The organism is Ekhidna sp. (assembly GCF_963691765.1).
Lineage (GTDB): Bacteria > Bacteroidota > Bacteroidia > Cytophagales > Cyclobacteriaceae > Ekhidna.
On sequence record NZ_OY829375.1, the window covers coordinates 3,308,235 to 3,330,062 of the forward strand.

Consider the following 21,828-nt stretch of genomic DNA (forward strand, 5'->3'; position numbering starts at 1 on the left):
GAACGATTAAATCTTCAATGCCTTTTTAATTTCATCTTGATCAATTGGCTGGTTCGATTTCATTTCATTTTGGTATTCTGAAGGTAGTTTTCCGTATTGTTTTTTGAAGCAGGTTCTGAAATATTTAAGGTCTGTAAAATCCAAAGAAAAAGCAACTTCAGAAACTGCCATATCTTCAGTAGCTAGCATCTCCGCAGCCTTTTTTAGTTTAATTGATCTAATAAATTGTTTGATAGATTGACCTGTTAAGGACTTAATTTTTCGATACAATGAAGTTCTACTAAATCCCAGCTCACGGCAAAGTTGAATGACGTTCAACTCACCTTTAGGAATCATTTCAAGGACAACAGATTCCACATTTAAGACAAACTCGACCTCACTGGATGGTACATCTTTATTTTCCATCCATTGGTCACTTTCATGCAAAACTTTAAGTCGCTCTCTACTTTCTAATAGGTTATTTACACGTGCAATTAGCACATTCGAATCAAATGGTTTTGTTATGTAACCATCAGCGCCAACTTCGTACCCATCAACCTTTGTTTGATTTGTTCCTTTGGCCGTTAGAAGGATTACGGGAATGTGACTGGTGGCGACATTGCTTTTGATTTCTTTACAGAATGTCAATCCATCAATTTTAGGCATCATTATATCTGAAATGATAATGTTGGGAACAGTCTCTTTAGCCAGTTCAAGTGCTGCCTCACCATCTTTTGCTTTAATTACCTTAAAAGAAGACTCAAAGAGTGTAGCCAGATAATTTCTAATGTCCGCATTATCCTCAGCGACTAACAGTATCTTTTCATTTTCAATGACCTCTTCAATTACATTTTCGCTAGTCTCTATCTCCGTTTCATCTACAATTTCACCTTTCTGAACCTCAATGAACCTGACGTAATCTTGACCTTTAAGGAGGCTATTATCATCAGGAAAGGTGACAATGAACTTCGAGCCTTCTTGGAGTTTACTTTCTACAGCAATGGACCCACCATGGAGTTCAATAAAATTTTTACACAGCGACAAACCAATTCCAGTACCACCTGTGCCGATTGAATTTTTTGCCTGGTAAAATGGAACGAATATTTTTTCTAACTCGTCTTTTTCAATTCCACGTCCTTCGTCTTTTACTTCAATAATCATTTTTGGGGCTTGATGCTGAACTTTGAAAGTCACCTTTGTTTCTTTTTCTGCATACTTAAGCGCATTCGAAAGTAGGTTGTTGATGATTATTTGGAACTTTTCAATATCTATCCATGCATTTAGATCAGTTTCACAGTAGAATCCGAATTTAATATCTTGATCTTTTGCTAAGTATGAGAAACTTTCAGCCTCTTCTTGTGCTAAAACTGTTAGATCATGATAGCCAACATTTAGAACAGTATTTTTTGTTTCTAATTTTCTGAATTCCAATAGCCTGTTGATAAGCTTCAATAGGGTGTTGGCATTTCTTTTTATTAGTCTTAGTGATTTTTTATTTGCTAAGGATATATTTTCATTCCTAAGTAAATCATTAACTGGGCCTGAAATCAACGTAATTGGTGTTCGCATTTCATGCGAGAAGTTGGTGTAAAAAAGTACCTTCTCCTGCATATTATCATGTTCTTTTTGTCTAAGTCGTTGTTCGAACTGTAATGATTGTCTCATCTTAGCTCGATCAGTATTGTATTTATAAAGAATGTAAATGAGTATTAGGATGCTCAAGCTAAATGCTATGAATGCATATATGGTTTTCCACCATGGCGGTGATATTAATAAGTTGATTTGGCTAATAGGTCCTTTGGAAGAATTGGATGCGTCTACAACTCTTACTTGAAAACTATAGCTTCCAGGAGGAATATTCCTGTAAGTAGCTTCTGATAAATTGCTGCCATGATTCCACGATTTATCAAAATTTTTCAAACGGTACTCATAGTGCCAGCTTCCTGTATTTGCTAAATTAAGTACGTTGTAGTGAATTGTGAAGACGTATTCATCTGGACCAAAACGTACTTCATCTGCGACTGAAATACTTTTTGAAAGATGATCATGTTCATTGCTAGGATGTATTGGATTGTTATCGAGTTCCAGTTTTGTGAATGTCACCTTTGGAAGTTCATTTTCATTAAGAAGCTGTTCGGCTTCAAAAAGTATAAGGCCATTTATACCTCCAAAAGCCAGGTATTTATTTCTAAATAATATTGCAGATCCATCATTGAATTGCCCCATTGAAATTCCATTTTTTCCATCAAAATTTTGAATCTGCTTGGTTTCAATGTGAAATGCAGTTATACCCATATTACTACTCAGCCACAAGTGGTCTTTATATGGAATAATGGCTCGTATGGTGTTGTTGAGAAGACCTTTATTTTCGTTAAATAACTCAAACTCGTTAGTGCCTAAATTGAATGATAGTAAGCCACTTTCTTTTGTGCCTATCCATAGCTTCCCCTTCGAATATGTTATGCTAAGCGCAATAGGAATAAAATCACTATCCAATGATTCCCATGTGAATTCACTTAGAGTTCGAGACTCAATTTCATATTTCACAAGTCCGTTGCCATACGTTGCTAGCCACAGAGTATTTGGATTATTTGGCAAATGTGTAATGCCTCTAATATCTAAATGAGCTGTTCCTTCTATAAGCTCAACTTCCCCCTTGGATATATTGAGTTGGTATAACCCGCCTCTATTTGTCCCAATCCACAATCTTTCATTAGAATCTACAAAAGATACTCTTATGTCATTGCTCAAAAGTCCGTCACTTTGGTTTATAATCTTGGAGGTACGGCTTTTAAGATTTACTAAGTTCAATCCACCCGAATATGTACCAAGTAGAATGTTATCAGCATTTATTTCTGTCACAGATAAAATCGCATCGTCACTGATCTTAATTCCTTTTTCAATGCTCGCAACCAAATCAATTTTCTGCGTTTTTGGATCAAATTGAAGGAGCCCACTACCATCAGTTCCAACCCAAATATTGTCTTTGGAACTTATCCCCAAACCCCAAACACTCGAGTTATTTATCTTAAATCCAACTTTATCTTGAGGCCTGATGAATGTAATCTTCTCACCTTTAGGATCGAATACGTTGATACCTTGATTATGTGTGCCTAACCATAATTTATTGGTTCTGTCCATGAAAATTTCACTTACTGTACGATGAGAAATAGCAAATTCATCTTCTCCTGGTTCAAATCGATTAAAACCTGGCTCATTTTTTTTCTTTAAGAAAAGCCCACTAGCTCGAGTTCCAAACCATAAATCATCGTTTTGAGCACATTTAATTGCTAAAACTTCATCATCAATATTTTCAATTGGTTTGCTGACTAAATGGTCTTCATCAATTAACTGAAAGCCTTGTGTCGTACCAATCCAAATCAATCCATTTTTATCGACATGTATGTCATAAATGTAAGGTTGCTCTTCGTTTTCGGACAACAGTTTAATCAAACTCGGATTTTCGGATTCCAAGTCATAATGTATGATGCCATTTTGCCAAGTACCTATCCAGATATCGTTATTGTGTATTGCCATACACGATACTTCAAGAGATGATAGGTCAATTTTACTAGTGCTCTCCGTATGAAGATTTTCAAACTTGTTAGAGAATTTGATGATTCCTTCTCCGGCTGTTCCTATATAAAGATTGCCATCAGCATCTTCCACAATGGCATTTAAGGACTTCACACTAATTCCTAATTCAGCAGGTTCGAATCCGGTAATACTGTCACCACTATAGTCATAAATTCCCAATCCATAGTTGGTTAAGGCCCAAACACGATTTGATCTATCTATATAAACTTTATTGATGGTATTGTTTGGTAGCCCACCAGATCCAACCTTTCTACGGTAGGTATTGAAATTGGTACCATTGAATCTAAATAGACCATCCTCAGTGCCAACCCAAATAAAACCCAGTGTATCTTGCTCAATTGAATTGATGACATTATTTGAAAGGTTTTGGGTCTCATTAAGTTTATGAAATTTATATTGAAGAGGTAAATTGTCTTGAGCGATTATGACATTTATTAGGCTTAATAAAGCGAGAGATATCCAAACGTACTTATGTAATGACCAATTCATCAGAATAGAAAATTACTAATTTAAGGCTGTTGTAAACCTTTTTTTACGACAAGAAGACAAATTGACACCTGTCAATGGCTGATTAGTCCGGCTAAACCTGAGTTCGTCATTCTATTTTTACTTCAAAATATCATGCAAGCAATATTCCGTCTATGTGGATTCTTGCACAACATTCTTCTTTTTAAAGAATAATAAAGTACTAAATGGAAAAATATATAAAACCGTTATTATTAAATATTTTAATAGGAAGCTGTTTTTTTACATTTTCTCAAAATGGAACTGAATGGGAAGACCCAGAGGTTTTTCAAATTAATAGAGAATATCCGCATGCTACCTTCTATAGACATGATAATGAAGAGTCAGCTCTTGGAGCTAAGAAATACGAGAATTCTCCCTTTTATCAATCACTAAATGGAATCTGGAAATTCAATTGGGTCAAAAAACCATCTGAAAGACCTAAGTACTTCTATTTAGAAGAATTTGATGTTTCAAACTGGGCCGAAATTTCCGTTCCAGGCAATTGGGAACTCAACGGGTTTGGTACTCCAATCTATTCGAATATCAACTATTTATTCCCTGTAGATCCACCTAAAGTTGATCATGATTATAATCCTGTTGGTAGCTATAGGAGACAATTTACCATTGCTGAAGATTGGGATGACAAAGAGATATATATCCACTTTGGTGCTGTTCGAACTGCAATGTATATATGGGTCAATGGGAAATTTGTAGGATTTAATGAAGGAAGTAAAACTCCTTCTGAATTTAATATAACCAAATTCATTCGGCCTGGTAAGAATTCAATCGCTGTTGAAGTCTATCGCTGGTCAGATGCTAGTTACATCGAAGACCAAGATTTTTGGAGATTGAGTGGGATGGACCGAGAGGTATACCTGTATGCAACACCTAAGGCAACAATTCGCGATCTCAAAATCACTGGAGACCTTGATGAATCGTATTCAAATGGTGTTTTGGATCTTACTACTAGCTATAGAAATACATCAAAGAGTACTTATAAGGGATTAATTACAAGTGTTAAACTGATGGATAGTGGAAAGACTATTTATCAAGAGTCAAAGTCAATTGATGTTGAAGTTGGAGATGATTCATCACTGAAGTTTAGAAGAGAGATTGTCGATATAAAACCATGGTCTGCAGAGACTCCTTACTTGTACACATTAGTAGTCACAAACTCAGATAAGAAAGGCAATATAATTGAGTCAATAAGTCGGAAGATAGGATTCAGAAAAGTTGAAATAAAAGGAAATAAGCTTCTAGTGAATGGAATTCAAGTTTATCTAAAAGGTGTCAATTTACATGACCATGATCCAATAACTGGCCATGTGGTTGATGAAGATCTGACATTGCAAGATTTGACGCTCATGAAAGAAAATAATATTAATGCAATCCGATGTAGCCACTATCCGAAGGATGAGCATTTTTATCGGTTGTGTGATGAGTACGGATTTTACGTGATTGATGAAGCAAATATTGAAACACATGGTATGGGTACCACCAATCAAGGCTTGGATAATGATTTTGAGCGGCAAGCAATTCACCCTGCATATCGTGATGAATGGAAGGCAATGCATTTGGATAGAACCATTAGAATGTATGAAAGAGACAAAAACTACACTTCAATTATCATTTGGTCATTGGGGAATGAAGCAGGCAATGGGAAAAATTTATTCGCTACTTATGATTGGTTAAAAAACGCAGATAGTACTAGACCTGTCCAATATGAGGGTGCTACGAAGTATGCCAATTCTGACATTCAGGCACCTATGTATGATTACATCCCCTCTATGATTGAATATGCTGAAGGTGAAGCTAAGCGACCTTATATTCTATGTGAGTATGCTCATGCAATGGGGAATAGTGTTGGAAACTTGCAAGACTATTGGGATGTGATTGAAAAGTATGATGTGTTTCAAGGCGGCTTTATTTGGGACTGGGTAGATCAAGGACTATTGGCAAAAACTACATCGGGAGAAGAATATTTTGCTTATGGTGGTGATTTAGGCGGACAATATTTACAAAATGATAGAAACTTTTGTCTTAATGGGTTAGTTGATCCTGATCGTAAAGTGCAGCCTGCATTGTTGGAGGTAAAGAAAGTCTATCAATATGTTAAGTTTAAGAACTATGACTTGTCTAGTAGTCAACTTACTGTGTACAATGGCTACGATTTTATAGATCTTAATGCTTTTAATTTTAATTGGACTTTAGTAGAGAATGGAAAGCCAAAAGCAAATGGCGAGATCACAGATTTTAACCTTACTCCACGTACTGAAAAGACAGTTAAAATTGTTCTTCCTGAACTTAATAGTAGTTCAGAATACTATTTAAATATTAGTGCTTCTCTAAAGGAAAAAAGTCATCTCCTAGAAAAAGGACATGAAGTTGCAAGAGAGGAATTTAAATTAACTGACTATCAGTATAATACCTTTGATGTTTCTGAAGTAGCGACATTCGAAGTGTCTACCAAAGGAAGTTTTAAGTCCGTAAGTACTGAAAATTTCAAAGCTACTTTTGATACAGAATCAGGTCTACTAATAAGCCTCAACTATGGAGAGGGCAACCTGTTAAACTCACCGTTGATTCCAAATTTTTGGCGTTCTACAACAGATAATGATTTTGGATTTAATATGCCTGATAAAATGGGAGTTTGGAAGAAGGCATCACAAAATCAATCCTTAACTGAGTTTTCGATAGACACTAAATCTAAAAGGAAAAAAAGTGGTCTGATTAAAGTGATAGCAGAATATGAATTAAATGATGTTATTGGTAAAGTCACCATGAATTATACGTTCAATGCAGAGGGTGAACTATTTGTCGAACAATCATTAAACATAGGTCGTAATGACCTTCCAAACATGCCAAGAATAGGCACAAACCTTTCACTCATTAATGATTATCAATTAGTAGAATGGTATGGACGAGGTCCTCATGAAAGCTATATAGATCGAAGGACAAGTGCTTTTGTTGGTAGCTATTCATCTAAAGTTGCGGATCTGTACTTTCCATACATTAGACCACAAGAAAATGGCAATCGGACCGAGGTAAGAAAAGTATCATTCTTAAATTCGAATGGTAAGGGTATAGAAGTACAAGCAGTAGATAAACTTATTTCTTTTAGTGCTCATCATCAGTTGAATGGTGATTTTGATGAAGGAGAAAAGAAAATTCAAAAACATACCTATGATGTGCCGGTGCGTAATCTTGTCAATATAAATATCGACTATATGCAAATGGGTGTTGGGGGAGATACAAGTTGGGGAGCTATGCCTCATCAGAAATACCAGATAATACCCAATAATTCAAAGCATTCATTCCTAATAAAACCAGTCAAATGAAGGTGGAATATATCAGGCAAATCAAATTTTCTAGGGATACATCAAACTAAATGAACGAGGCATTAATAACTACTTTATCTAACGTCTACGGCGAAATTTTTGAGCTTTCTGGAAACGAATTCTACGTTTTCTCCCCTGGAAGAATTAACCTACTTGGCGAACATATAGATTACAATGATGGCATTATGCTACCTGCCGCAATTGATCTAGGAATCTACTTCAAGGTAGGTAGACGTACAGACAAAATGGTACACCTATATTCAGCTGAATTTAAAGAATCAGTTACACTTGATTTGTCTGTCCCTGTTGTAAAAAGTGAATCAAGTTGGGCGAACTATATCATAGGAGTTATTGCGCAATTTCAAAAGAGAGATATACAAGTTCCAGGTTTCAATCTGGTATTTAATGGAGACCTGCCCATTGGGGCAGGGCTTTCTTCTAGTGCAGCACTTGAATGTGGCCTTGCATTAATAGTTAATCACCTGTCTCAAGCTGGATTTAGCAGAATTGAAATGGCTTTGATGGCGCAGAAGGCAGAACATGAATATGCTGGAGTTTACTGCGGTATCATGGATCAGATGGCAAGTATTTTAGGTCGAGGAAGTATGGTTATTCGACTTGATTCAAAAACATTAGATTTTGAATATTTGAATCTGAATTTGAAAGACCATGGCTTGGTTTTGTTAGATAGTCGAGTACATCACTCACTTGCTTCCAGCGAATACAATCAAAGAAGAGAACAATGTGAGAGTATATTAGACCTCCTTGAGTCAGAATTTCAGATTAAAAGCTTTAGAGAATGTTCAATAAACCATATGGATCAGATTGCTGATCAACTTGGAGAAGTAAGATATAGCAGAGGTAAATATGTAGTAGAAGAAATTGAGCGAGTTAAAGCAGCTGAAGTTGCTATTAAAAATGGAAGAATTAACAAGTTTGGTGAATTGATGAATCAAACCCATATGGGACTATCCAATGATTATGAAGTAAGTTGTGTTGAATTGGATTTTTTGTTTCAGTCAGCGATCAAAAATAAAGAAGTAATTGGATGTAGAATGATGGGAGGAGGTTTTGGAGGATGTACACTCAACCTTATTGAATTAGATATGATTGATGAAATAGTTGAACGCATTGCTTCTGAATTTCAGAAGGAATATCACATCATACCACATATCATCCCAGTCAAACTTTCTGCAGGTACTACACTGATAAACGTAAATGAACACGCATGAATTTTTCAACTCTTGATCTCGTAATTTTTAGCAGTTATTGCTTAATTATTCTATTCGTTGGGCTCTTTGTTTCTCGAGATAAAAAAGGTCATACAAAGAATGCTGAAGATTATTTTCTGGCAGGGAAATCATTGCCTTGGTGGGCAATTGGTGCATCTTTAATTGCAGCAAATATTTCAGCAGAGCAGTTCATTGGTATGTCTGGTTCTGGGTACGTAGTTGGATTGGCCATTGCATCATATGAATGGATGGCTGCAATAACTTTAATAATTGTGGGTAAATACTTCCTTCCCATATTTATTAAACAAGGGTTGTATACCATACCCCAGTTTATTGAGAAGCGTTTTAGCACACAGCTAAAAACGATTCTGGCCATCTTTTGGATTGGGCTATTTGTTTTTGTCAATTTAAGCTCAGTCTTATATTTAGGAGCTCTTGCCTTAGAAACCATTTTAGGTGTGCCTATGATCTATGGAGTTGTTGGTCTGGCACTATTTGCTGCAGCTTACTCGCTCTATGGAGGATTGTCTGCAGTAGCCTGGACAGATGTTATTCAAGTTATATTCTTAATTCTTGGAGGTTTATTCACAACCTATCTTGCGTTGGATATGGTATCGAATGGTGAAGGAATTATGGCAGGATTTGATAAAGTCATAAGTACAACTCCAGATAGGTTCCATATGATTCTTGAAAAGTCCAACGATCAATATATCAACCTTCCAGGAATTTGGGTGCTGGTGGGAGGATTATGGGTTGCGAATCTTTACTACTGGGGATTTAACCAGTATATTATTCAGCGAACACTTGCTGCAAAATCCATAGGTGAAGCACAAAAAGGTATTGCACTGGCCGCATTTTTAAAGTTATTAATCCCATTCATTGTAGTGCTTCCAGGTATTGCATGTTACGTTATTGTAAATGATCCATCAATAATGACAAGCCTTGGTAAAGAGTCATTGGTCAACCTTCCTTCATCGTCAGAAACTGACAAAGCATACCCTTGGTTGTTACAATTGCTACCAACGGGATTAAAAGGTGTGGCATTTGCAGCTCTTACTGCAGCTATAGTTTCATCTCTCGCTTCAATGCTCAATTCTACTTCTACGATCTTCACAATGGATATTTATCGACAGCACATAAATAGAGAAGCTGATGATAAGAAAACCGTTTTAGTAGGTAGGTTAACGGCTGCTATTGCACTGATAATAGCATGTGTAATGGCTCCATTACTTGGTGGAATCGATCAGGCTTTTCAATTCATACAAGAATATACAGGTATAGTCAGCCCAGGAATATTAGCAGTCTTTCTTATGGGATTGTTTTGGAAAAAAACTACCAATTCAGCAGCTATATGGGGAGCGCTATCTTCAATTCCCATTGCCATTGGATTCAAATCTTTTCCTGAAATACCTTGGATGAATCAAATGGGACTAACTGCTTTGATGACAATGGTGATTATTGTTGCAGTAAGCCTCATTGATGGAAAAGGAGATGATGATAGTAAAGGGATTTCACTAGAAGGTGGATTGTTTAAGACAAGTGCTGGGTTTAATATTTCTGCCTTTGCCATAAGCATTATTTTGGTTGTACTGTATTCTTTATTCTGGTAATGAATAGCATATCTAGCTTGAATCATCATTCGCACCGCAGGTTGAATGTTTTGACCAATGAATGGGTACTCGTTTCACCTCATAGAACAAAAAGACCATGGCAAGGAAAAGTTGAAAGAATAGATCAACTTAAGAGATCATCGTACGATGAGGAATGTTATCTCTGCGCAGGAAATATGCGAGCAAATGGTGAGTTAAATCCTCATTATGATGCTACATATGTTTTTCCAAATGATTATGCTGCGCTAGAATCAAGAATTCCAAAAATTGAAATAAATGAGGGTTTACTTCGTGCGAAATCAGAAGAAGGCATTTGCAAAGTAGTATGTTTTTCGCCCGATCATAGCAAATCGTTGCCGCAACTTGGTCTACAAGGAATTATTAAGGTAGTTGAGACTTGGGTCGAAGAGTTCATAACTCTTTCAAATGTAGATGGTATTAATCATGTCCAAATTTTTGAAAACAAAGGAGATGTGATGGGTTGCTCAAATCCACATCCGCATGGTCAAATATGGGCCCAGCACTCGGTACCATCAGAAGCTGTTAAAAAGTCCATTTCGCAGCGATCTCATTACGAAATTAAAAATAGCTCATTGCTATCCGATTATTTAGATCAGGAATTAAATAGTACTGAAAGAATATTGTACGAGAATGATGACATGGTTGTGTTAATTCCTTTTTGGGCGGTTTGGCCTTATGAGTCAATGATTATACCCAAACGGAAAATGTCATGGATTAGCGAGATGGAATATCGTGAAAAGTCGTCATTTGCAGATGCGATCGAGTGGATTACAATAAGGTATGATAATTTGTTTCAAACTTCATTTCCATACTCTTCTGGAATACATCAGGCACCTACGGATGGTTCATTATACCCGGAATGGCATTGGCATATGTCTTTTTATCCCCCTTTGTTAAGATCAGCGTCTGTTAAAAAATTTATGGTAGGGTATGAGATGTTTGCCAATCCTCAAAGGGACATTACCCCGGAAGATGCTTGTGTAATCCTCAAAAAGCAAAAAGGAATTCATTATTTAAATGAATTTTAATGATGTTTTGAATACGTCCGAAATCAATGTTGATTTATTTTAGATGTGTGTTGATAATGAACCTGATGTTTTCATTTATAATTCACCGATGCAAGTAAGAATAATATGTGTAGTTTATTATTTCCCTGTGTGATAAGTGTAATGATTCTAACAAAGAAGGAATGACCAGTGATTTTTTGGATAGTAGAGCAAGCATCGATAGCGCGGTTTTTGGCAGAATGCCAAACGGAGAAGAGGTATATGAATACAGGTTGAGGAATAGCAATAATGTTGAACTAGCAATAATCACATATGGAGGTGCGATTCGTTCATTAATGGTGCCAGATAGAGAAGGTAAGCTTGAAGATGTAGTGCTAGGCTATGATGATTTGAGCGGATATTTGTCAAACAACCCATACTTTGGATCTATCATTGGTAGGTATGGTAATCGAATAGCTAAAGGTAAATTTTCACTTGACGCAGAAGAATATTCACTTGCAACTAACAATTTAGGTAACCATCTTCATGGGGGAGAGGTAGGGTTTGATAAGGTGCTCTGGAGAGCGGAGACCTTTCATTCTAAGGAAGCCGTTGGCCTTAAGATGTACCATTTAAGTCCAGACATGGAAGAAGGTTATCCCGGCAACCTTAGTGTAGAAGTAATCTATGAGTTGACTAATGATAATGAATTAGTTATCCAGTATCATGCTACTACTGACAAAAAAACTGTTGTCAACTTAACCAATCACGCATATTTTAACTTAGCAGGTCACGGAGACATACTTGATCATCAGTTACAAATAAACGCCTCACGTTATCTGCCGGTAGATAAAACATTGATTCCAGATCAAATAGAGAGTGTGGATTCCACACCATTTGATTTTCAAGTGATGAAAAGTGTAGGTTTAAGTATCAATCAAGAAAATGAACAATTGGAAAATGCTGGTGGATTTGATCATTGCTGGCTTTTAAATGAATCTTCGGAGAAATTAAAGTTGGCGGCGACGTTAAAAGAGTCAGTTTCAGGTAGGCGTATTGATGTATTTACAGAAGAACCTGGTATACAATTCTATTCAGGTAATTTTTTAGATGGCACTATTACAGGCAAAGATGGGGTCATTTATAAGAGACGTTCAGGACTTTGCCTTGAAACCCAGCATTTCCCTGATTCTCCAAACAGGCCTGATTTCCCTTCGACCGTATTATTGCCTGGTGAAACGTACAGCTCAAGAACTATTTATGCTTTTAGCACTTTTTAGCTTGAGCGACTATTGCATCCATTATTTTTTGAAAGGCCAGACTAGTTTCGTGTGTGACTATAGTAGGCTTTGATTGACCAGCAATAATTTGATTGCTTACATCTTCAATTTCAAATTCGAATCCATTGCCTTTGCGATCGTCTTTGTAATGTTCTACAACCTCTTCTACCTTGTATAAGTAGCATTCTCTCGCTCTCCAGAAATCAGGGATATCGATATATCCATCTTCACCAATAATATAAGTGTGATTGTTGAGTTTGCACTGAAATGATGAATGTAAATGGGCAAAACGGTCTTCATATTCCAGTGTTACCAGTGTGTCTTTATCAACTTTACTCTCAGCAAATTGCTGAATAGGATATATATGAGAAGGGCTATCACCAAGAAATTTACTAGCCATGGCTACTGTATAGACACCCATATCTAATAAAGATCCTCCTGCAAGTTCTGGATCGTATTGCCGACCTTTGGGATCGTAAGGGACCGGATATCCAAAACTGGATTTTAGGTGTAAAATTTTACCAATTCTTCCTTGATCAATCCACTCTTGTGCTTTTTTGATTGCAGGTAAAAAGTACGTCCACATACCTTCAATTAAGTACTGCCCAGTATTATTAGAGAGGTTTATTAGTTCTTCACATTCTGTCTGGCTAATGGTAATAGGCTTCTCACACAATACTGATTTACCTGCTTTAAGGGAACGTTTAACTTGCTCGATATGGAAGTTATGAGGAGTAGCAACATATATTGCGTCTACATTGTCGTCGGCATAGAGATCTTCATACCCTTCATGAAAACAGGGAATGCCATATTGTTCAGCAAAGTCTTTTGCTCTTTCGGCTGATCTTGAGGCAACAGCAGTTATTTCTGCATTGCTAACATGTTTGAAGTCCTGTGCAAATTCATGAGCAATAATGCCTGGTCCAAGGATGCCCCATTTGATTTTTTTCCTCATAATGTGATGTTTTGGGCAAGCTATAACAGTTCTTTTTTTTGCAATACATGAAACCATTCATGGCGTAGGGATGAAATGATCATGAAGTAGATATGCAGTATTTATGCTTTAAATAAAGGTGTTGATTTCCGCTTTTTTTACACAAATACTAAATGCTTTCTATTATGGACTTTAGAGCACTTGCAAATCAATTTTGGAATGATGGATACATTTATGTAAAAGGGTTTTTTCCTAAAGAAATGATGAAGAAGTTCAATGGGATGTGCTTAGAGCACTTTGGGTTAAATCCAGAATGGGAGCATACCAGTGAATTTATAGAAAAGTCTAATTGTGAGATAGTGCCATGGTTCCCCCTTCGTGAAGGGGTAGATGAATTTTTGGAAATTGATCAGGATTCAGGATTAAATATGCTAACAGAATTAATTCTTGGGGAAGGATGGAAAAACTTGTATTGCATGACGATGTTTTCAAAAAAAGGAACATCTGGTCAAGCATGGCACCAAGATAGCCCACCTGATGATTTAAGTAAGTTTAACTTAAATAGGCTTATTTATACACATAGCATTTCGGATAAGACAGGAGGTCAAGTAGTTGTGGTTCCAGGATCACATAAAAGAGGAATGATTACTGTAGGTGATCCTAATGAAAATATTGCCAATCAAGTAGTCTTGAATCCTAATCAAGGTGATATAGTTATTCTGCATGGTCATTGCTGGCACAGAGTATTGCCAGTAACAGGAGCCTATCGCGTATCTACCAATTTTAGAGCTATCCCTAAAGGAACATCAACAGAAATAACCGATACCGCGATATATAGAAATATGAAATATTATTTTCCAACCAATGAGGTTTTGGAAGAGCGAGTTTAATGCGATTATTGGCTATATCGTAGGTTTATTCAAATTATTGACGTATCATTGACGTATCAAATTAATCGTTGATGTACCTGCTTGGATATGATATAGGAAGCTCTTCAATTAAGGCTGCTCTGCTAGATGCAAGTACCAATAAAACGGTTGCGATTGTCCAATATCCGGATTCTGAAAATGTTCTGGTTTGAATGTATTTTTCCACGACTACAGCAGTGATAATTACAAGATAAAATTGACCTATAAGTCCAACTAAAATTGCGGCTTTTTGAGCGACTGGGGTTACAGGATAGATCTCACCATAACCAATAGTAAGTAAGGTGATGTAACTGTAGTAGATCAGAGAGTCAACCATGTTTCCGTTATCCGCACCTTCAATGAGGATGCCATTAAATGATCCAGGCTCAATAATTTGAATTGAAAGAAATAAAAAGAAGCCAAGAAGACCGAGAGAAATGTACCCACTCATTAATCCAAAGATGACATTTTTGTTTACCTCTTGTGCTTTCCAAACCTGTCCAATGATGTTGATAGTTACTGTTGCATAGAAAACAAAGTAGATAACCAATCGAATGTATTCGAGTCGATTAAATGTGGTTGCCCGATCCAAAAAATTAGATCCAAATACAACCAGAGAGAGAATAAAGAGACTGATAAAGAATCTTGTGAGGGGCTTGTTTTTCGATATCAAAAGTATGCCAGTTGCCAGGTTGATAATGAAAAGAAGTGGTGAAAGGGTTGTTTGGTGAATTTCGAGTGGTACAACCAGCGAGCCAAATAGAATAGTAGCTTGACTTGATAAGAAGAGCTCAAAACGATTACGATATGCCCAGTCGTAAAACTTATTCATCTAAAAGGGATTCATCAAATATGTATCCTTTGTAGCTCACCCTAAATAATATGCTAAAGAAAGAGGGGATGAATAGCAAAGTGATGATGGTTCCAAACAGCAAGCCAATCATGATGGAGATGGCCATACCTTCCCACATCTCACCACCAGAGATGTAGAGTGGAAGCAGCCCCAAGACGGTTGTAAATGTGGCGAGAAGTATCGGACGGAACCTCTGTAGACATGCCATGATTACTGCATCCTGAATGGAACGATTAAATTCGCGCTGTTCAATCTCCATCCTGTCAATCAGCACGATGGCGTTGTTGATGACAATCCCGGCTAAGGAAATAACGCCTAGAAACGGCATGAACCCAAATGGTTTTTGAAACACAAGCAGTCCTATAACAACTCCAATTACTCCCAATGGAATTGTGGAAGTTACCATTACCATTTTTCTAAACGAATTGAACTGAATGACCAGAAGAAGAACAATAATAAATCCTGAGAGTGGTAAATAGCGGATCACAGCTCCCATGTTTTCGGCGGTGTTTTCAGCGTCACCACCAAATTTGTAAGAATACCCTGAGGGCCACATTGTGCTTTGTTCATCAAGCCATGGAGTAATCTCATTTGTAATAATAGAGGCATTTCCTGTTGAGGTAAGTTCACTGGAAATATTAACTGTTCTTGTTAAATCGAGACGTTTGATCTTGGAATATTGCCACTGAGGAATGATTGAAGCAACCTGGCTAAGTGGCACACTTTTGTCTCCACTTTGGTTGAAAATGGAGGTAGTTTCCAATGCATTGAGTGTTTGCTGTTGACTGCCCTTACTACGCATGATTATTGGAATGGATTTGTCATTCTCTCTGAATTCACCTGTCTGAAATCCATCTAGAAAGGTCTGTAATGAGTTAGCAACATCTTGGCTTGAAATTCCTGCTGCTTGAGCACGGGCTTGATCTATGTTGATAACAAACTTCTTGCTTTTTGGGCCCCAATCATCTTTCACATTCTTTGTTCCGCCAATTGAAGAAAGCCTAAGTTTGATCTGCTCAGATAAAGATGCCAGAATGTCCGGGTCTTGCCCAGAGACTTTTATTTCAATCGGCGTACCACCTCCGCCGCCAGCCAAAGCTGAAACTTTAATATCTGCATCTGGAAACCTATTGAAGCAGAAGGCATCAAGTTTGTTGACCATCATCACATTTTGATCAAAAGAGGAAGTATTCACCAACATATGAGCATAGCTCGAATTTGGTTCATCTGCTGAGTAACCCAGATCGTATGATTCTGGACCTTCTCCGATATAGGAGGACCAATCTAATATCCCGGTATTTCTCTTTTCGCTCACTAATAATGAATCAGATATATATTCTTCAATTCGCTGCACAACCTCCGTAGTAGACTCTATTCTTGTACCCAAAGGAAGGTTAATATCTACTGTTATCAGGTTCCGATCACTATCTGGAAAAAAGACAAACGCTACTTTGGTAAACCCATATAGCGACATGAAGAATGCAACTATGATTGCAAGCAGAACCAAATATTTTGATCGTAAAGCGACAAGAATTAGGTTTTTATAATAGCCTTTTAGCCAATTGATAGCCCGATCTACAAATCCAGGCTTCGATTCTCCTTTCTTTTTTACTTTGATAAAGAGGTAACAGAAAAGTGTGATAATACTCAATGAGATAATCCAGGAGGATAGGAGGGCTAAAGAGATTACCACGAAAATGGGTCCTACAATATCCCCCATGGTTGTCTCAGCCATATAAAAGGCTAGAAACGCCGCAGACGTCGTAAGTGTGGAGATAAGTAAAGGTGTAAATAATTCAGAACAAGCTTCAATAGCAGCCTTTTTTGATTCCATCCCGTTTTCCATTTTCACCATCACAGTCTCAGCAACCACAATCGCATTGTCTACCATCATACCTAGAGCCATGATAAGTGCCGCTAGTGTAACTTGATTAAGTCCCATGGAGATAAGCCCCATGAGCATGAGTGTCATGATAGTCACGATTGGAATAAGACTCGCGATTATACTTCCTGTTCTGAAGCCTAAAAAGACAAGCATAACAGCAAAGACAATGGTAATCGATTGGATTAGATTGCTTATGAAATCACTGATTTTAAAATCGATGTAGCTGTCAAGAGAAGCAAGACGAGTAAGTTCTAGTCCAATTGGAAGCTTGCTTTCCCAATCCTGCATAACTCGATTAACATCCGTACCTAGCTGCAAAATATTTGCACCTTTTTTAAGATTAATGGATAGGGCAAGTGCACGTTTTCCTTCAACTCTAATAATTTGGCTTGGTGGGTCTATATATCCTTTGGATATGGTGGTGATATCCTCAAGGTTGATTAATTGACTTCCGTTTCCAACGGGGATTAATGTCTTTTTAAGATCCGTTATTGAATTGAAGTTCCCTGTTGGTTCCAGAATGATTCTTTCACTTTCAAGATTTATTTGTCCTCCGGAGCTTAAGATATTTAAAGAGCCAATGATGCTTTGAAGTCGCTGCGCAGTTAAACCATATTCATTGAGAACCGCATTGTCAAACTCTACAAACACACGCTCCTCTTGTGCTCCACCAATTTCTACCTTTGCCGCATCTGGGAGTTTAATGAGATCATCTCTTACATCATCAGCGAACTCTTTCATTAAAGAATAGCTGATATCATCACTTGCAAGGCCTAGCATTATGCCATAAACATCTCCAATGCCATCGTCATTAAGATTGGGTTGAGTACCTTGAGGTAATCCCTGTATGCTGCTAAGCTTACGTCTTAATCGATCCCAAACAGCTTGAAGGTTTTCAGGTGATACCTGGTCCTTCAGCGTAACAGAAACAATTGAAATACCTGTTCGAGAAGTACTTGCTACCTCCTTCAGTTCTGGAAGCTCCTGCGCAACTTTTTCTATTTTGTCAGTCACAAGCAACTCTACACGCTCTGGGCTGGCACCAGGAAACGAGGTGATTACAGTGGCGACTCGGACAGTATAAGGAGGCATGCTGTCTCTAGACAAGGATCCATACAAGGTCAGCCCCATAATAATAATAGTGCCAAGGATCATTAAAGTGATCCTGTTTTTCTCTATTGAAAATTGTGCAATATTCATCTACAGACCCTCCTTAGTTTTGTAATCTTACTTCTTGTCCATCAAGGAGGGTTTGAAGCCCTGCTACAGCGATTTTCTGACCTTGTTTTAAACCATCCAATACTTCAAAGCCGTTGCTGTGGAGTTGTCCAATTTTGATACGTTGCTTATTTACAGTGGCAGATTCACTATTTTCAGTAATAAGAAAAACAAAACGACCTTGACTATCTTCCCCAACCGCTTTAGCTGGAACAAGGAGTGACTGTTTTTCAATATTTGAAAATCGAAAAGTAACGGATGCAGCCATTCCGGCTCTGACACCATCTGATATACTGGTTAAGGTGACTTTGACCGGATAGGTCGATGTGTTACGATCTAAGGCTGGAGAGATTTCGGTGACGTTCCCTGTAAATTTCTGATTAGGCAGCGCCGAAAAAACAAGATCAACCTGCATGCTGTTTTGAACGCTATTTATGATGTTTTCAGGTACACCCAAATCGATAGTGATTTGATTTCCTGCATTCAAGACAGCCATGGTCTGACCCGGTGATGCATTTTCTCCAACTTCACCTCCAATACTAGATATAACACCATCGTCAGGCGCATAGATGAAGCCGTAATTGATCTGCTCTTTTTGAATCTGAACGGATCGCTGTGCCGACTTATAGCTATTTTCCGCATTTCGAAAGGCATTTTTTGTGTTCTCAAAATCGCTTAAAGAAGCGCTACCTTTTTCATAGAGCGAACGAATTCTATCGTAACTCAACTTGGCAGTTTTCATTTGTGATTCCGCACTGCTTAAAGATGTTTGCGCTTGTTCATAGGAAAGTCTGGAAGAAACATTGTCTAGCTTGGCTAACAATTGACCTTTCTTTACGCGCTGACCCAAATACATATCAAATTGAGTAATAATGCCACTTGTTCGAAAGCTTAAGTTGACTACTTTATCAGACTGTGCAATGCCTGTAAATGTTCGTTCATTGAGACTTCCAGCGTATTCAACTTTTTGATAAAGTACTGGTCTGAGTGTTTTTGTTTCTTCTGCCTCTTCTGATCCACATGAAAATAGAGAAAGGCAAATAATTAATAATGAGATCCGAAAATATATTTGATTAGGTTGCATATCATCTGTTTTGAAGGTAGTCGGTAAATTTTTGTGTGAAAGCATCATTTTCTTCCTTGGTATTTAGAAGGAAGTACATACCTATCGTTCGCTCAAGTTGCAATACACTTAATAGGTAGCTGTACACTGCTGTGGCATTGGCCAATTGAGCCTGAAAATAGTTGTCTTGGGCATCAATCAGCTGAACTCTGTTTACAGCACCTTGAGAATACGACTCTTGGGTCAAGTCCAAGCTTTCTCGGGCAGCTTCTTCAGATACTTTGGACAGCTCTATGTTGGCAATTTGATTTGTAAGTTCTAAGACCGCATTATTGACACCTTGCTCGATGCTTAGATTTAAATTTTGATAATTGATGCCTAGCTGATCTAGCTGTATTTGTGCCGTTTGCTGATTAATGTTTTGTTGGTTTTGTTGGAAAATTGGGATACTCACACTTACACCTGCTGTGTAATAACCATCTGGGATTGCCGGAAATCCTACAGGGAATTCTGAACCAGCACCACTTCTATTAAAATTTCTAATGTACTGCCCTTGCAAGGCTACAGTTGGAAAAAAGCGACCTCTTTGCGAAAGCGCATAATTCAGATTTGTAGCGTTGACATTGTAGTTAAGTGCTTTTAATTCAGGTGCATTTTCCTTTGCTTCCTGTACCAAAAAGGATATGAACGGTTTGGTAGTGGCCGGATTATCCAGTAGCTCCATGACCTGATCGTAGTTGTATTGTTCAAATAGTCCAACACCAAGTTCAGGATCTTCTACATTTATTTTTCTATCAAGCGGGTAATTGAGAAGTTGATTGAGCGAAATTATTGTTTGATTGAGCTGGTTTGAAGCTTCTATCAATGATTGGGTATTTTGTGCTCGTTGACTTTTGAAACGCAAGATGTCTGATTTGCCTGCCTCTCCAGCTTCAAAGCGTTGTTCAGCCAACTCGAGGTTTCGTTCTGTGACATCCAGGTTTCGTTCATTTATTTGAAGATTGGATTTGACCAAAAGAATGTTGAAATAAGCATTTGCTGCATTGAAAATGGCATCCAACTTGTCTGCATTATAGGTTTCTTGTTGAGCACCGAGCACTTCTTTTTGAATTTTGATATTTGCAGAAGCTGCAGCAGAATAAACCGTTTGACTTAGCGTAAGATTGCCGGATGTAGATATTTCTGGATTTTGACCATTAGATACTTCTGCCAACGCCGGATCTACATAACTGCCTGTAGCACCAGCACTTATATTGGGTAGGTAATTACTCTTGGCGGTTTTTATGTCTTGCTCGACCAGTTCAATATTTTTGTTGCTGGATTGAAGCGACAAATTTTTGTCAATTGCTTCCAGCATAATCTCTCTTAGATTATACGTTTTTTCAATCTCAAGATTTGAAACATCTCCTATAATATTGGTGACAGCCAGCTGGCTAAACCGTAACTGAAGTCCCAAAAGGGTCGCGGTCTCAATATTCACACTTAATTGTTCTTGCGAATCAAAATTGGAGGAAAGATCTGAAGGGTTTTCATCATTGATAATGGCTTCTACAGTCAGAGCGATACGTCTAAATAATTGATCAACTGTAGTAGTAGATTGATTTGATGCCAACAAACCGATTTCAACGTCCTGTACACCTGTCGAGGTAAATGATGGAATCTTCCTTTCGATTAATTCTTCAGATAATTGCTCAATTTCATTATCTGTGAGTAGAAATCCACCACCTAGATATAGCGCTTCTTCATCTTCAATATTTTCTATGATATCATCAACATCTCCGAATGGAATGACACGATAAGTCACTCCTGATAGTTGTTCGGATAGTACCGCGTCTACATTAAAGTTTGACACAAAAGCTTCTTCCATCGCCACCGCAATGGAAGAATAATCGTAAATACTTTTTAGTGAGTTAAGGTCATTCGCAATTGTATGTGAATCTGATAGTAAAGCAAGATTTTTACTTTTTTGTGGCTTTTGATTACCAAAGTCGTTTGGAGCTCCACCAAATACAATGGTGGGTATTGTAAAATCTGACTTTTGGGTAAGTACAACATAATCAACAATCCCAAATACCAATACGATATCGCAACCTTTGGCTACAAGTTGATCATAATTAGTAGCAGATTCCTTTGGGTTGAAATGACTTTCAAGCATTAAGTCTTTTGGAAATACAAGCTCAGCATCTTCTCCAACTACTGATCTAATCTCTTGCTGAAGCTTTTCTATCAAAAGATCAGTTTCCGAAGTGAATTGGTCAGCGAGGATGCCAATTTCGACTCGTTCTTTTTGTTGAGCCTGAATCAAAAAGCTTAACAATAAAAGAGTTGCGAACGGAATTAGGGTGGTCAATCGCATGATTTAAAAAAATTAGGTTGTAAAAATTTAGCGCTTTTTCCGTACATTATTCTGCTTTACT

12 protein-coding genes are annotated in these 21,828 nt (G+C 37.5%); 6 read left to right on the plus strand and 6 right to left on the minus strand.

Annotated elements, in window-relative coordinates:
- Nucleotides 1-6: 6 nt before the first annotated feature.
- Nucleotides 7-4,065 (minus strand): hybrid sensor histidine kinase/response regulator, encoded by a 4,059-nt coding sequence (locus ACY650_RS14940; protein WP_462248481.1) that lies wholly within the window; start codon nucleotides 4,063-4,065, stop codon nucleotides 7-9.
- Nucleotides 4,066-4,268: 203 nt separating this feature from the next.
- Here ACY650_RS14940 and lacZ point away from each other — a divergent pair, with 203 nt between their 5' ends.
- The 5 genes from lacZ (at nucleotide 4,269) to ACY650_RS14965 (ending at nucleotide 12,550) form a co-directional block, all read left to right on the plus strand.
- Nucleotides 4,269-7,421 (plus strand): beta-galactosidase, LacZ type, encoded by a 3,153-nt coding sequence (gene lacZ / locus ACY650_RS14945; protein WP_462248482.1) that lies wholly within the window; start codon nucleotides 4,269-4,271, stop codon nucleotides 7,419-7,421.
- Between the two features lie 50 nt (nucleotides 7,422-7,471).
- Complete coding sequence (gene galK / locus ACY650_RS14950; RefSeq protein ID WP_462248484.1) at nucleotides 7,472-8,653, plus strand: galactokinase; 1,182 nt, start codon at nucleotides 7,472-7,474, stop codon at nucleotides 8,651-8,653.
- A complete protein-coding gene (locus ACY650_RS14955; RefSeq protein ID WP_462248486.1) occupies nucleotides 8,650-10,263 on the plus strand; it encodes a sodium/sugar symporter in 1,614 nt (537 codons plus the stop codon). Before galK ends, ACY650_RS14955 begins: the two co-directional genes overlap by 4 nt.
- Nucleotides 10,263-11,312 carry a UDP-glucose--hexose-1-phosphate uridylyltransferase gene (locus tag ACY650_RS14960; RefSeq protein WP_462248488.1) on the plus strand — a complete coding sequence of 350 codons (1,050 nt, stop codon included), beginning with the start codon at nucleotides 10,263-10,265 and terminating at the stop codon, nucleotides 11,310-11,312. The genes ACY650_RS14955 and ACY650_RS14960 overlap by 1 nt, the downstream gene beginning before the upstream one ends.
- 161 nt (nucleotides 11,313-11,473) lie before the next feature.
- Nucleotides 11,474-12,550: an aldose epimerase family protein gene (locus tag ACY650_RS14965; protein ID WP_462248490.1), complete on the plus strand. Its 1,077-nt coding sequence runs from the start codon at nucleotides 11,474-11,476 to the stop codon at nucleotides 12,548-12,550.
- Here the strand turns inward: ACY650_RS14965 and ACY650_RS14970 are convergent.
- The gene (locus tag ACY650_RS14970) at nucleotides 12,537-13,505 is read right to left on the minus strand and encodes a Gfo/Idh/MocA family protein (RefSeq protein WP_462248492.1); all 969 of its coding nucleotides are present in this window, start codon (nucleotides 13,503-13,505) and stop codon (nucleotides 12,537-12,539) included. The genes ACY650_RS14965 and ACY650_RS14970 overlap by 14 nt on opposite strands.
- 164 nt (nucleotides 13,506-13,669) lie before the next feature.
- Here ACY650_RS14970 and ACY650_RS14975 point away from each other — a divergent pair, with 164 nt between their 5' ends.
- Nucleotides 13,670-14,374 carry a phytanoyl-CoA dioxygenase family protein gene (locus tag ACY650_RS14975; RefSeq protein WP_462248494.1) on the plus strand — a complete coding sequence of 235 codons (705 nt, stop codon included), beginning with the start codon at nucleotides 13,670-13,672 and terminating at the stop codon, nucleotides 14,372-14,374.
- A gap of 61 nt (nucleotides 14,375-14,435) precedes the next feature.
- On the opposite strand, the gene ACY650_RS14980 is transcribed toward ACY650_RS14975, so the two are convergent.
- The 4 genes from ACY650_RS14980 to ACY650_RS14995 are packed head-to-tail and all read right to left on the minus strand — an operon-like array spanning nucleotide 14,436 to nucleotide 21,767.
- On the minus strand, nucleotides 14,436-15,224 hold the full coding sequence (locus ACY650_RS14980; RefSeq protein ID WP_462248496.1) for an ion channel: 789 nt from the start codon (nucleotides 15,222-15,224) through the stop codon (nucleotides 14,436-14,438).
- Nucleotides 15,217-18,330, minus strand: a complete 3,114-nt coding sequence (locus tag ACY650_RS14985; protein WP_462248498.1) for an efflux RND transporter permease subunit — start codon at nucleotides 18,328-18,330, stop codon at nucleotides 15,217-15,219. The genes ACY650_RS14980 and ACY650_RS14985 overlap by 8 nt, the downstream gene beginning before the upstream one ends.
- Before the next feature lie 13 nt (nucleotides 18,331-18,343).
- Nucleotides 18,344-19,432 carry an efflux RND transporter periplasmic adaptor subunit gene (locus ACY650_RS14990; protein ID WP_462248500.1) on the minus strand — a complete coding sequence of 363 codons (1,089 nt, stop codon included), beginning with the start codon at nucleotides 19,430-19,432 and terminating at the stop codon, nucleotides 18,344-18,346.
- Nucleotide 19,433: 1 nt separating this feature from the next.
- Nucleotides 19,434-21,767 (minus strand): TolC family protein, encoded by a 2,334-nt coding sequence (locus ACY650_RS14995; RefSeq protein ID WP_462248502.1) that lies wholly within the window; start codon nucleotides 21,765-21,767, stop codon nucleotides 19,434-19,436.
- Nucleotides 21,768-21,828 lie beyond the last annotated feature (61 nt).